The 13,504-nt window shown below is 70.8% G+C and carries 12 protein-coding genes; 2 read left to right on the top strand and 10 right to left on the bottom strand.

Features of this window, described 5'->3' with window-relative positions; translation table 11 throughout:
- Positions 1–46: 46 nt before the first annotated feature.
- From HW566_RS09330 to HW566_RS09315, 4 genes are read right to left on the bottom strand one after another with little or no spacing between them, the layout of a single operon-like run.
- A complete protein-coding gene (locus tag HW566_RS09330; RefSeq protein WP_178012315.1) occupies positions 47–1,336 on the bottom strand; it encodes an ABC transporter substrate-binding protein in 1,290 nt (429 codons plus the stop codon).
- A gap of 44 nt (positions 1,337–1,380) precedes the next feature.
- Complete coding sequence (locus HW566_RS09325; protein ID WP_218621622.1) at positions 1,381–2,220, bottom strand: carbohydrate ABC transporter permease; 840 nt, start codon at positions 2,218–2,220, stop codon at positions 1,381–1,383.
- Positions 2,217–3,161 carry a carbohydrate ABC transporter permease gene (locus tag HW566_RS09320; RefSeq protein ID WP_178012313.1) on the bottom strand — a complete coding sequence of 315 codons (945 nt, stop codon included), beginning with the start codon at positions 3,159–3,161 and terminating at the stop codon, positions 2,217–2,219. The genes HW566_RS09325 and HW566_RS09320 overlap by 4 nt, the downstream gene beginning before the upstream one ends.
- Complete coding sequence (locus tag HW566_RS09315; protein WP_178012312.1) at positions 3,158–4,207, bottom strand: LacI family DNA-binding transcriptional regulator; 1,050 nt, start codon at positions 4,205–4,207, stop codon at positions 3,158–3,160. Before HW566_RS09315 ends, HW566_RS09320 begins: the two co-directional genes overlap by 4 nt.
- 185 nt (positions 4,208–4,392) lie before the next feature.
- On the opposite strand from HW566_RS09315, the gene HW566_RS09310 reads away from it, so the two are divergent.
- Positions 4,393–5,115, top strand: a complete 723-nt coding sequence (locus tag HW566_RS09310) for an alpha/beta fold hydrolase (RefSeq protein ID WP_178012310.1) — start codon at positions 4,393–4,395, stop codon at positions 5,113–5,115.
- Positions 5,112–6,251, top strand: a complete 1,140-nt coding sequence (locus HW566_RS09305; protein ID WP_178012308.1) for an aminotransferase class V-fold PLP-dependent enzyme — start codon at positions 5,112–5,114, stop codon at positions 6,249–6,251. The genes HW566_RS09310 and HW566_RS09305 overlap by 4 nt, the downstream gene beginning before the upstream one ends.
- Before the next feature lie 13 nt (positions 6,252–6,264).
- Here the strand turns inward: HW566_RS09305 and HW566_RS09300 are convergent, their stop codons facing one another.
- From HW566_RS09300 to HW566_RS09275, 6 genes are all read right to left on the bottom strand, one after another.
- The gene (locus tag HW566_RS09300; RefSeq protein ID WP_178012306.1) at positions 6,265–6,897 is read right to left on the bottom strand and encodes a TMEM175 family protein; all 633 of its coding nucleotides are present in this window, start codon (positions 6,895–6,897) and stop codon (positions 6,265–6,267) included.
- A 10-nt stretch (positions 6,898–6,907) separates the two neighbouring features.
- Positions 6,908–7,411, bottom strand: coding sequence for a DUF2231 domain-containing protein (locus HW566_RS09295; protein ID WP_178012304.1), 504 nt, complete (start codon positions 7,409–7,411; stop codon positions 6,908–6,910).
- 74 nt (positions 7,412–7,485) lie between these two features.
- Positions 7,486–7,995, bottom strand: coding sequence for a DUF2231 domain-containing protein (locus tag HW566_RS09290; RefSeq protein ID WP_178012303.1), 510 nt, complete (start codon positions 7,993–7,995; stop codon positions 7,486–7,488).
- Positions 7,996–8,080: 85 nt separating this feature from the next.
- On the bottom strand, positions 8,081–10,246 hold the full coding sequence (gene malQ, locus HW566_RS09285) for a 4-alpha-glucanotransferase (protein ID WP_178012301.1): 2,166 nt from the start codon (positions 10,244–10,246) through the stop codon (positions 8,081–8,083).
- A gap of 114 nt (positions 10,247–10,360) precedes the next feature.
- A complete protein-coding gene (locus tag HW566_RS09280; protein WP_178012300.1) occupies positions 10,361–11,788 on the bottom strand; it encodes a CCA tRNA nucleotidyltransferase in 1,428 nt (475 codons plus the stop codon).
- A 164-nt stretch (positions 11,789–11,952) separates the two neighbouring features.
- Positions 11,953–13,470, bottom strand: coding sequence for a DUF7059 domain-containing protein (locus tag HW566_RS09275; RefSeq protein ID WP_256728647.1), 1,518 nt, complete (start codon positions 13,468–13,470; stop codon positions 11,953–11,955).
- Positions 13,471–13,504: the final 34 nt, after the last annotated feature.

Raw genomic sequence — 13,504 nt, 5'->3', positions numbered from 1 at the left:
CGTGTGATGGGGGCGGGCCGTCGGTCGACCCGCCCCCGCGAGTCCGTCAGCCGGCGACGTCTGCCCAGCCGTCGGTCAGCTGGGCCGCGAGCTCGTCGCGGTCGATCTGGTCGGCCAGGTACTGCTGGAAGGCGGGCGTCGCGATGGTGTCCTTCCACTCGGTGTACTTCGACACCTTGAGGAACGGCGGGCCCTCGAGTCCCTCGCCCGATGCGAGCACCTGCTGCCAGGCGGCGTCGTCGCCGGCGAGCTCGGCGACCTGGGTCCGCGCGGCTCCCGATGAGGGGATGAGCGCGTCGGCGTACGCGATCTTCGCGAGGTTCTCGCCGTCCATGAAGAAGTTCAGGAACTCCGCCGACTCGTCCACGTGCTCCGAATCGATGTTCACCGAGTAGGTCTGCGGGTTCGCCGCCTGGACGGCACCGGCCGACCCTTCCAGCGGCGGCAGCGCGACCCAGTTGAGTCCCTCCGGGGCGTCGGCGGCGATGTTGGCCGCCTGGAAGGATCCCTGAACGGTCAGAGCGACCTTGCCGCCGTAGAACGACGGCAGCACGTCGGAACCCGACTGCGTGAGCGAGGTCGGGTCGATCGACCGGTCGGTGTAGGCCATCTCGTGGATGCGCTCCGGAACCGCGAGCTCGTCGTCGCCGACCTCGACCGTGACGTCATCGCCCTCGCCGTCGAAGTAGCCGCCGTCGAAGCCGAGCGAGAGGCTCATGATGGTGGCCGTCGGCGACCCGAGCCCCCAGCCGAGGCCGTAGTGATCGGCCGTGGTCGTCGCCTTCGCGATCTGCTGCAGCTGCTCCCACGTCATCGTGTCGCCGGTGGGCACCTCGACGCCGGCCTCGGCCAGCAGGTCGGCGTTCGCGAACGCCATGTACGACTGCAGGGTGGAGGGGTAGGCGACGATCTGACCGTCGTGCGTCACCGACTCCCAGATGCCGTCCGAGATGTCGGACTTCAGGTCGGGGTCGATGAGATCGGTCAGGTCGGCGAGGTAGCCGTCGGCCGCGAACGACACGATCGAGCTCGCCTCGAAGTGGATGATGTCGGGCGCGGTGCCACCCGAGAACTGGGTGATCAGCTTGTCGTACGTCCCGTCCCATCCGGCCTGGATGATCTTCACCTGGACGTCGTCGTGCTCGGCGTTCCACGCGTCGACGATCTCGCTGATCGCCGCCTGCGTCGCCGGCTGGTCCGACAGCGACTGGAACTGGAGGGTGACGACGTCGCCGTCCGTCCCACCGCTGTTCGCGCTGCCCTGCTGGCAACCCGCGAGCGCGATGGCTGCGATGCCCACGAATGCGACGGCGCCGATGCCGCGGATTCTTCTCATGGTCTGGCCTTTCTGGTTCTCATGGTTTCGTCGTCGCGGGGAGGTCAGCCCTTGACGGCACCGGCGAGCATGCCGCCGGTGAGCTTCTTCTGCAGGATCCCGAAGATGATGAGCGAGGGGATCGTCGCCAGGATCGCGCCGGCGGCCAACGGCCCCAGCTGCGTCTGCCCCTCGGCGCCGAGGAACGAGCGCAGCGCGATGGGCAGGGTGTAGAGCTCGGGGCTCTGGATGAGCACGAGAGCGAGGAAGAACTCGTTCCACGCCGAGACGAACGTGAACATCGCCGTCGCGACGAGGCCGGGCACGAGCAGCGGCAGGATGACGGTCCGCAGGATCGTGAACCGCCCCGCCCCGTCCATCTCGGCGGCCTCTTCGAGCTCGGGCGGGATGGCCGCGACGTAGCCCTGCAGCATCCAGAGCGTGAAGGGCATCGTGAACGTGACGTACACGAGGATGAGGCCGAAGAGGGTGTCGTTCAGCTGCAGGCTCCGCAGCACCAGGAACAGCGGGATGATGATGAGGATCGTCGGGAACACCTGGCTCACGAGGATCCAGACCGTGCCCGCCGCACGCAGCCTGCCCTTCAAGCGCGCGAGGGCGTACGCCATCGGCATCGACAGCAGCACCGCGACGATCATCGTCACGATCGACACGAGCATCGAGTTGCCCGCCGCGGTGATGAGGTTCTGCCGCTCGAGCGCCGCGATGTAGTTGCCGAAGTCCCACTGCTGCGGGATGAGGTTCACCGCGAGCGAGTTGAGCTCCCGCGTCGACTTGAACGACGCCGACAGCAGCCACAACAGCGGGAACCCGAGGAAGATCAGGTAGCTCGCGAGGGCGAGGTACATCAGGACGGTCGCGTACAGGGGGCGCTTCGCGGTCACGACCGTGCCCCCTTGTTCTGGCGGAACTGGTTGATCAGGTAGAGCGAGAGGATCACCAGGATCGCCACGACCAGCACGTTGCCCATCGCCGAGGCGTATCCGATCTCGCGGTTGCGGAACGCCTCGAGGTAGGTGAACAGCGGCGGGATCATCGTGCGGCCGCCCGGGCCGCCCTCGGTCAGCACGTAGATGAGACCGAACGAGTTGAACTGCCAGATGAAGTCGAGCGCCGTCACGGCGATGATCACCGGCCGCAGGGCGGGCAGCGTCACGTGCCAGAAGCGGCGACCCGCGCCCGCCCCGTCGACGGCTGCGGCCTCGTGCTGCTCGGGTGCGATGGACTGCATGCCGGCGAGCAGCAGCACGGTGGTCTGCGGGATGCCGGCCCAGACGCCGACGACGATCACGGCGGGCAGTGCGGTGGAGAAGTCGCCGAGCCAGTTGACGCCCGGGATGCCGAGCCAGCCGAGCACGCCGTTCAGCGGGCCCGAGTTCGGGTTGTAGATCATGCGCCACACGATCGCGATGACCACCGGCGGCATCGCCCACGGGATGAGGGCCAGCACCCGCGTGAGGCCCTTGAGCCGCAGGTTGCTGTTGAGCAGCAGGGCGAGTCCCATCGCACTCACGAGCGTGAGCAGCGCGACCGATCCGGCCCAGACGACGCCGATGCCGAACGACTGCCAGAACCGACGGTCGCCCGCGAGCTCGACGAAGTTGTCGAGGCCGACGAAACCGACTTCGGCGTTCCGCGCGAGCGTGGCATCCGTGAATCCCAGGAGCACTCCGCTCACCAACGGGATGACGGAGAAGATGATGATCGGCAGAAGCGCCGGCGCGACGAGCGCGATCGCCTCGGTGCGCTGAGCGCGGGCCCGCGGTCCGATCGTCCGGACACGGGGTGGGCGCGAGGACGCCTTCGTCCTTTCGAGCGTGGTCATCCGTGGGCTCTCTCTTCGTCGAGGGGGTCGAGACGGCGGAGCGCGGACGGGGCCGACGCCGACGAGGAGCCGCGCACGACCAGTGCGGGCGGCACCGTCACCGACTGCGGCGGCCGCGCGGAGTCGGCGATGCGCGCGAGCAGCATCTCGGCGGCGGCGCGCCCGCGTTCCTTGGCACCGAGGTCGACGCTGGTGAGGCCGGGGCGCACGACCTCGGCGAGCTCGGTGTTGTCCAGTCCGGTCACGGCGAGGTCGCTCGGGACGCGCAGGCCGAGATCCTCGGCGGCGCGGAGCACGCCGACTCCGATGAGGTCGTTCGCAGCGACCACCGCCTCCGGCCGGTCGGGCCGGTCGAGGAGCGGAAGCGCCGCGTCGTATCCGGCGGCGATGGTGAAGTCGGCTGCGTCGACATGGCGGGTGCGCAGCTCGTCGTACGCGCGCGCGGCGGCGATGAAGCCGTCGCGTCGCATGGCACCCGGCGTCGTGTCGGCGGGGCCGTTGACGAAGACGATGTCGCGGCGCCCCTCGCCGACGAGGTGATCGACGACGAGCCGCATGGCCGTGGGCGAGTCGGCGCGCACGGTGTCGAACGCGGCCGAGGCGGGCAGTCGGCCCAGCACGACGAACGGGATGGGGGCCGCGGCCAGGGCGGTCAGCAGCTCGTCGGTCACGCGGAGGGGCGAGAGGATCAGCCCGTCGACGTAGCCGCGGCCGAGGTCGCGGACGACGTCGACCGACGACGACCCGGTTCCGGTCGACGACAGCAGCAGCCGGTAGCCGGATGCCGACACCACCTGCTCGATCGCGGCCATCATCTCGACGTAGACCGGGTTGCCGATGTCGGCGACGGCGTAGCCGAGCTGCAGGGTGCGTCCGCGCTTGAGCGACTGGGCCGTCGCGTCGGCGACGTACCCCAGCTCGCGCGCAGCGGCGCGCACCTTCGCGGCGGTCTCGGGACTCGCGATCAGACCGTTGAGTGCTCGCGAGGCGCTGGCGACGGAGACGCCGGCGCGGGCGGCGACCTGCGTGATCGTGACGCGGACCATGGCTCTCCTTCGAGCGATTGTAAACGTTTCCATCATCGGATGCTGTAAACGTTCTCACCCAGAGGAGCCGTCTGTCAAGAGCCGGCGAGCACCCGCCGCCGTCGGGTTCACCCCGCGCTGGAGAGCTGACAGGATGCTCACGGGCGACGGAGAGCGCACGCTCGACACATGCGAGGAGCGGACCAGTGAAGCTGCACATCGAGACCACGGGCTCCGGTCCGAAGCGCATCGCCTTCGTCCACGGCCTCGGCAACGACGGGACGGTGTGGGAGGACCTCGTCCGGCTCGCCGCGTCGTCGGAGCGGTACACCCTCATCACCGTGGACCTCCGCGGTCACGGCCGGTCGGACCGCGCACGCTCGTACGCGCTCGACGATTTCGCCGACGACCTGGTCGCATCGCTCCCGGCCGGCTTGGACGGCATCGTGTCGCATTCCCTCGGCGGCGCGGTGGTCGTCCGCGCGGTCGAGCGCCTCACCCCGGCGAGCGCGGTGTACCTCGATCCGGGCTTCCGACTGGCACTTCCGACCTCAGGGCTCGGCGGCTTCCTCGTCCGCCGCGTCCGCTGGTCAATCCCCCTGTTCGCCGCGTCGGCGGGGCGCGGGGTGCGGACCCCGACTCTCACGCCCGAGCGCGCGGCGGTCGAGCGCGCTTCGCAGGCCCGCTGGGATCGGAGGATGGCATTGTCGGTGCTCCAGGACGTCGCCACGCACCCGTACGAGGTCGCGCCCGCCGTTGCGAGGTCGACGGTCATCCTGTCGGGTGACGCACCCTACGTCGTTCCGGACCCGCTGCCCCAGACCCTGCAGGCCGCGGGCTGGCGGGTGGTGCGCGAGGACTCCCTCGGCCACGCCATGTTCCTCGAGGATCCCGAGCTCGTCTGGCGGCTCGTCGAGCCTTCCCTGTGAGCGCCGCGGACGACGCGGTCGCTCCGTTCGACGCCTACCTGGCGTCGTTCCGAGAGCCGCCCGGCTACCTGAACTTCGCCAGCTACGGACCGCCGTCGGATGCCGTCGTCGAAACGATCGTCGACCTGGCCCGCGACGCGTCCCTCGGCCGGTCCGCGGCGCACCTGCACGCCCAGGACCGTCGCGCCCTCGACGCCGTCGCGCGCCTGACCGGCTTCTCCCCGGAGGCCGTGACCCTGACGACCAGCACGTCGCTCGGTCTCCTGCAGGTGGCCTTCGGCCTCCCCCGCGGCGACGTGCTCGTCAGCGAGGCGGAGTTCCCCGCGAACCTGTACGCGTGGTGGCGCTCCGAGGAGGCCGGGCTCACGCGGGTGCGCAGCATGCCGCCGGTGGCCGGCGACGCGCTCGCCCCCGTCACCCCCGAGCGTGTCGCCGCCGCCGTGGGGGCCGACACGGTCGCCGTGGCCGTCAGCGCGGTCGACTTCCGGACGGGGGCCCGGGCCGACCTCGCCGGGCTCCGCGAGGCCGTCGGCGATCGGCTGCTCATCATCGACGGCATCCAGGGGTTCGGCATCCTCGACACCGACTGGACGTCGGCGGATGCGCTCGTCGTCGGAGGACAGAAGTGGCTGCGCGCCGGGTGGGGCACGGGTTTCACGGCGCTCTCACCGCGTGCCCTCGACCGGCTCCGCCCGCGCCTCGGAGGATGGACCGGGGTCGAAGACCCGAGCCGCTACGACGGGCGTCCGCACGCGGCGCTGCCGGGCGCGCAGCGTCTGTCGGTGACCCATGCGTCGCCGTTCGCCTCCGGCGCCCTCGCCGCCGCGCTCGAGCTGATCGAATCCGTGGGGGTGCCCGCGATCGAGGCGCGGATCGCCGCGACGACCGAGCACCTGATCACGGCTCTCCTCGCGGCGGGAGTGGCCGTGCTCTCTCCGACGCGGCGCGACGAACGCGCGGGCATCGTCGTCGCGAACGTGCCAGCGGCGGGTGCCCCGTCAGCCGTCGCCCGGCTCGCCGATGCCGATGTCACCGCCACGCAGCACGGACCGGACCGGGTCCGTCTCAGCGTCCACGCCACGACCACGGTCGACGCCGTCGAGACGGCCGTCGAGGTACTCGCCACCGGGCCATGACCCGGCGGCGCGCTCAGCGCAGCATCCGGGCCACGAGGCTCTGCACGGGCCCGGTCAGGAACATGACGAACAACCCGAGATAGCCGAGCGTCGGGAAGACGATCGCGATGGCGAGCGCCGCGACGAACAGCGCGATCATGGCGATGTCCACCGACATGCCGGTGCGCAGGTCCGTCAGCGACGCGCGGTGCAGCTCGGGATGCCGCATGAGGTGGATCCGCGTCGTCAGCAGCACGGCGCTGGCGAGCACCAGCGTGCCGATGTAGAGGATCTTCTGGAGCGGATCATCGGCCACCTGCCCGGTGAGGGCGGTGACGACCGGCATCCACACGATCGTGAGCATCCACGCCAGCGTGATCCAGAGCAGTCCCGACGAGATGCGCTGCACCCACACGAAGAGTCGATGGTGGAGCGACCAGAACATCGCGATGAGCACGAAGCTGATGATGAAGCTCTGCAACTGCCCGCTCTGCTCGGCGAGCCACTGCGCGGTGGTGCGGTCGTTGCTCGCACTGTCGCTGACGCTGTCCATGAGCGGGAGGATCAGCAAGGTCATCGCGATGGCGACGACCGCGTCCACGAAGGCTTTGGTCCGCTCGGGGCTCAGGCCCGGGACGACCGATGCCGCGGTCTCGTCGTCGCTCATGCCGAGGATGCTAGCGGCGTCGATACCCCTCGGCCTGTTTCGACTCGTGCGCCACCCGCACGCCGTACCGGTAGGCGAGCTTGCCGCCGAGCCATCCCGAGGCGCTCAGCGTCAGCAGGCTCAGTGCGCTGAAGACGACGCCCGCGACGGGGATGTCGTCGGTCGAGGTGCGCAGGAAGAGCTGGAACAGGTAGGCGCCGCACACAACGAAGTTGAGCCCCATGTGGACGGTGGCTGTGCTCGAGGAACGCGTCCGGTCGGGGATGCGCAGGTAGTCCAGGATGCCGAGGACGATCGCCACGACACTTCCCACGAGGCCGATGCCGATCAGCACCCGCGATCCGACGGCGTAGGGGGTGGGATCGGCCACGATCAGGCCGACGATGTCGAACACGAAGCTCGCGATCCACGCCCCGATCGGTATGGTGACGGCGATGGGATGGAACGGATGTCCGTAGGGCCCGGCCAGCGGGGTGAGGGGCCGCTTGTCGGGGCGGGGGTCTGGATCGGTCATGGTGTCTCCTCGGCGAGAGCGCGCGACAGGTGTGGGGTGTGCTCGGAACGGATCCGTCGGCGGAGCCGCGTCGGTCAGGGCAACGACTCGAGACCCTCGGCCTGGGTCGTCTCGGTGGCCACCCGAACCCCGTAGGTGTGCGCGAGCTTGCCTCCCAGCCAGCCGGACGCGGCGAGCAGCGCGAGCCCGACGAAGCTCGCGATCATCGCAAGGGTGGGGACCCCGTCGGCATCCAGACGCAGGAGGAGACTGCCCGTGAAGATGGCCATCGCGATCAGATTGAGCACCATGTGCGTCAGCCCGGTGGCCCGGGCAGGCGTGCCCTTCGGGATCGCGCTCCAGTCGATCAGGCCGAGCACCGCCGCCACGACGGCTCCGAGCAGGCCGAGGGCGACGAGGATGCGTGCCCCCAGCGCGAATACGCCAGGATCGTCGCCGACGACGGAGATGACATCGAACACGGATGCCGACACCCAGGCGCCGATCGGCAGGATGATGGCGATCGCATGGAACGGGTGCCCGTAGGGCCCCGCGACGATCGACCGCGGGTACTTCGCCCTCATGATCGACGCAGTGTCGTCCATGGCGTCTCCTCTCGTTCGACGCCCCGACCGTACGTTCGACGAGGGGTGCGGCACGTACCGGGTTGACAAGCCCCCGGGCGCACCCCTACGGCTGCCCCCGCACGCTCCGCTCCACGACCTCGACGAGAGAGCGGAACCGCGGTGACGCGGGAAGGTCGTCGAGCAGCACGACGTTCCCGTCGGCATCCGCGAGCGGCACCCGCCAGTTCGGGTACTCATCGTCGGTGCCGGGCTGATTCTGCACGCGCTTCTCTCCGACCGCGTCGACGAGCGAGACGCCGAGCAGACGCGACGGCGAAGCGGCGAGGAACACGTGGAGCGCCTCGACGACCTCCTGCTCACTCGCGTTCGCGCCGATCAACCCCCGCGAGCGCAACTCGTCGAGCATCCGATCGCGTTCCCGCTCGAAGTCCGCGCGCTCGTCGTCCACCGATCGGGTCAGCAGCCCGAGGCGTGCCCGCAAGGCGACGTGCTCGCCCTCGAGGTATCCCGCGGTCGGAGGCAGATCATGCGTGTTGACGGTGGCGAGCACGTCGGTGCGATACCGCTCGGGGGCGAGGGGGCCGTCGTCGTCGTCGCTCTCGAACCACAGGACGGAGGTGCCGAGGATGCCGCGCGCGGCGAGGTAGTCACGCACCCACGGCTCGACGAGCCCCAGGTCCTCCCCGATGATCACCGCACCGGCGCGATGCGCCTCGAGGGCCAGCACGCCGATCATGGCGTCGTGGTCGTACCGCACGTACGTGCCCTCGCCCGGTCCGAGGCCGTCGGGGATCCACCACAGCCGGAAGAAGCCGAGGATGTGATCGATGCGCAGCGCGCCCGCGTGGCGGAGCAGCGATCGGATCATGTCGCGCAGCGGCGCGTACCCCGCCTCGGCCAGGCCCGCGGGCAGCCACGGCGGCTGATTCCAGTTCTGCCCCTGCTGGTTGTACATGTCGGGTGGGGCTCCGACGACGACGCCGGGAGCGTAGAGGTCTCGCAGCGACCAGGCATCCGAACCGACGGTCGAGACACCGACCGCGAGATCGTGCATGATCCCGATGCGCATCCCGGCGGCGCGTGCCGCGGACGCCGCGGCGCCGAGCTGCTCGTCGACGACCCACTGCAGCCAGACGTGGAACGCGATGCGGTCGGCCAGCGTGTCGCGGAGCTCGATGACGGCGGGATCGTCGATGGCGATGCCGGCCGGCAGCCGCTCACCCGACTCGGCCTCGTGCTCGCGCACCGCGCACCACAGCGCGAAGTCGGCCAGCGCCGCACCCTCCCGACGCGCGAAGGCGTCGCGCTCGGCGCGCCGGGACGGCGCGAGCTCGACCCCGTGGATGAGCTCCAGCGCTTCGCGCTTGGCCGCCCACACGACGTCGCGATCGATGCGGTCGGGATCCGAGTTCGCCGCAGCGGCATCCCGGTGCAGCCGCGACAGTCGTTCGCGGGCGGCGCCGGAGAGGTATGCCGTTTCGGGAATGAGCTCGGGCCGGATGTACAGAGGGGCGAGGAATCGTCGCGATGAGGGCAGGTAGGGCGACGCCTCGATCGGCGTCGTCACCTCTGCGGCGTGGACGGGGTTGATGAGCAGGTAATCGGCGCCCGCCTCTCCGGCCACGGCCGCGAGATCGGCGAGATCGGCGAAATCGCCGAGACCCCACGACCGGCGGGAGCGCACGGAGTACAGCTGGGCAATGAGTCCCCATGCTCGCTGTCCCGGGTCGGCGGAGGGGAGCGAGAGTCTCGACGGCGTCACGATGACTGCGCCACGTGCGTGCACGTCGGCGCTCCCGCCGTGCTGTCGCGCCTGCAGCGTATGCCAACCGAGGGGCACATCTGCCGGAATCGGAATACGCACCCGCCAGCGGGTGAGCCCGTCTACGGTGCGCGCGATCGGCTGCTGCTCCGGGATCGAGAGGGGTCGAAGCGAGCCGTCCTCCAGCACGAGCACGACCTCGACGTCGTGCCCGTCGGCGACGTGCACGACCACCTCGCCGTCTCCCGAGCGCATGACCGTGGAAGCCGGCACCAGACGGCGCCACGGACCCGCCTCCGCCTCGGCGAGTGACGCCGCGGCGCGCTCGTCATCCGCGGCGTCGGCTCCCATGGCGGTCAGCACCGCGCGCAGCGTCGTCGCCGGCACCCGCACCTGCTCCCCGGAGAACGACCAGTACTCCGTCGCCACGCCGTGGGCCGCGGCCAGAGCCGCGAGCGTCGGGCTCGGTGCGTCGCCGGTCGGCTCCGTGCGTTCTCGATCGCTCACGATCCGTCATCCTCTCGGGCAGTGCGGAACAACTGAGGGTGAATCCGTCGACACGATGTTTCACGTGCAACATCCCCCGGTCATCCTGTCAGCGCATCGCGTCCGGCGGAACGGTCAGGTGCGCGCAGCCCACCAGGCGCGCAGCCGCTGCTCCGCGGCATCCGCCCCGATCATGCCCTCGTCGAGCCGGATGTCGAGCAGGAACCGGTACGCCTCGCCCACCTCTCGCCCCGGCCCGATGCCGAGCACTTCCTGGATGCGGTTCCCGTCGAGCTCGGGTCGCATCGCGCCGAGCTCCTCGGCCGCAGCGAGGTCGTCGATGCGACGCTCGATGTCGTCGTAGGCGGCCTTCAGACGCGCGGCCTTGCGCTTGTTGCGCGTCGTGACGTCGGCGCGCGTGAGGATGTGGAGGCGCTCGAGCTCGTCGCCCGCGTCGCGCACGTAACGACGAACCGCCGAGTCGGTCCACGCTCCCTCGGAGTAGCCGAAGAATCGCAGATGCAGCTCGACGAGCCGGCTCGCCGACGAGATCGTGTCGGAGTCGAAGCGCAGGGCCTGCAGGCGCTTGCGCGCCATCCGCGCGCCCTTGAGGTCGTGGTGGTGGAAGCTCACTCCCCCGCCGGGTTCGAGCTTGCGGGTCGCCGGCTTGCCGATGTCGTGGAGCAGCGCCGCCAGACGCAGCACGACGTCCGGCTCGGCGCCCGGATGCCGCTCGTGCTCGAGCTCGATCGCCTGGCGGAGCACCGTCAGCGAGTGCTCGTACACGTCCTTGTGATGGTGGTGCTCGTCGATCTCGAGACGCAGCGCCGGCACCTCGGGCAGTACGAGCTCCATCAGCGCCGTGTCGACGAGCAGGCGGATTCCGCGGTCGGGGTCGTCGGTGCGCAGCAGCTTGACGAGTTCACCCTGCACGCGCTCCGGGCTGACGATCGCGAGGGTCTCGCGCAGCTCGGCCATCGCCTGCTCGGTGACCGGATCCACCGTGAAACCCAGCTGCGACGCGAACCGCGCGGCCCGCAGCATCCGCAGCGGGTCGTCTCCGAAGCTGACGGCGGGGTCGCCGGGTGTGCGCAGCCGGGCCGCCACGAGATCCTCGACTCCCCCGGTGGGGTCGACGAGCGCCGGGCCCGGGATGCGCAGCGCCATCGCGTTGACCGTGAAGTCGCGGCGCGCGAGGTCCTGGTCGAGGGTGTCGCCGAACTCGACGGTGGGCTTGCGGGTGACACCGTCGTAGCTGTCGGCCCGGTAGGTCGTGATCTCGACCTGCTCACCGCGCACCTTCGCGCCGATGGTGCCGAAGGCGCGGCCGATGTCCCACGTCGCGGTGGCGAGGGGCTCGACGACGGCCAGGATGTCGTCGGGGCGGGCGTTGGTGGTGAAGTCGAGGTCGTTGGTCGCGCGACCCAGCAGCGCATCCCGCACCGGACCGCCGACGATCGCCAGCTCGAAGCCGGCGCGCTCGAAGGCGTCGGCGAGCGCTGCGACGACCGGGGATGCCGCCAGGGCGCCCAGGCGCGCGACACCCTCGGCCATGTTCAGCATGCCTCCGAGCCTACCCGCGATGGTCACCCCTCCCCCGAGCCCCCGTGCCTGGCCGACCGGCCCGGACCGCGAGTGCACGGCATCCCGTCGACCGCACGGCCTTCCCGCGCGAGCGAGCCGTGCACTCGCCGTCAAGCCGTGCACTCGCCCGGTGGGCTCGGGGGTCAATCAATGAAGCGGAGAAATCCTGTGAACAGCAGCTCGCGCACGCGGGGCAGCAGATCGGCGCGCAGTGCGCCGGCGTCGACCTCGAGGAGGTCGGCGATCGCTGCGACGAGCACACCGACCGGCAGATCGCCGTCGCTGGCTCCCACGAGCGCCGCGAGGGCCGGGTCGACCTCGAGCGCACGTCCGAAGCCCGCGCCCTGCCGCAGCTCGATCACCTGCGGATCGGCGGCGCCGGGAACGTGGTGCCGCGCCTCGGTGACGTCGGGTGCGACCCGCAGCACGGCGGCGTCGAGCTCGGCGTCGGTCATGCTCGACTCCCGCTGCCAGGCGCCGAGCGCATCGCCCAGGTGCGGCCCGAGGGCTCCGGCGATGGTGCCGGTGATGCGCTCGTACCGAGCCAGGGTCGGGATGACGTGCGCGCGGTGCAGCGTGATGTAGCCGAAGCCGACGGCCGTCACTCCGCGCTCGGCGAAGTCGTCGAGCCAGGCCTGCACGAGCGGGGCGTACGCAGGCGAACCCGGTGCCGTGCCGCCGTCGCGCACCCAGAGCTCGGCGTAGGCCAGCGGATCGAGCCGTTCGCGTTCGACGACCCAGGCGTCCAGCGGCACGGGTGACTCCGCGACCCATGCGCGCACCCGGTCCAGACCGTCGTCGGCATTGTGGTACTCCCAGTTGCCGAGCAGTTGCGCGACGCCGCCCGGGGCGAGCACCTCGCCGACCTGGCGCACGAACGCGGCGACGAGATCGTCGCCCGCCATCCCGCCGTCGCGGTACTCGTAGGCCGGGACGCCCTCGGTACGCGGCGTGATCACGAACGGAGGGTTCGACACGACCCGCTCGAACTGCTCACCGACGACGGGTTCGAACAGGCTGCCCAGGCGTGTCTCGATGCCGTCGACGCCGTTGATGAGCGCGTTCATGCGCGTGAAACGCAGTGCCCGCTCCGACACGTCGGTGGCGATCACCGTGTCCGCGCCGCGCCGCGCGCGCAGGGCCTGGATGCCGCACCCCGTGCCGATGTCGAGCACGCGGCCGACCGGCGCGGTGAGCTGCAGCCCGGCGAGCGTGAGCGACGCACCGCCGACCCCCAGGACGTGACCGGTCGGCAGCGGGCCGCCGACGGCCGCCTCGTCGAGATCGCTCGCGATCCACCAGTGTCCCTCGCCGGCGGTATCGGAGATGTCTTGCGGACGCACGAGCGCGTCGGGCAGGACGAGGTCGCCCTCGACGTGCGCGAGACCGAGATCGACGAGCCCCTGCTCGCCGAGGGTGGGAAGCGCGTCCGCGACGCGGGCGCGCGACGTCGGGCTGCCCAGGAAGAGCAGCGCGGCCAACGTGCCGAGGGCATCGGTGCGCCCCGCGAGCGCGCGATGCGCGGGCTCGGTGAGGCCGTGGCCGACCGCGGTGTCGACCATCGCACCCCACAGCTCGCGCACCGCGTCGGCGCGATAGCCCGCGGCATCCAGGTCGGAGCGGAGCGCGGCGCACCCGCGAGGGTCGGGATCGAGGTTCACCCGTCCATTCAACCCTGCCGGCCCGTGCCCGGGC

Origin of the sequence: Microbacterium oleivorans (genome assembly GCF_013389665.1) — a bacterium.
GTDB classification, from domain to species: domain Bacteria; phylum Actinomycetota; class Actinomycetes; order Actinomycetales; family Microbacteriaceae; genus Microbacterium; species Microbacterium oleivorans_C.
This window is presented reverse-complemented; position numbering and strand designations above follow the sequence as displayed.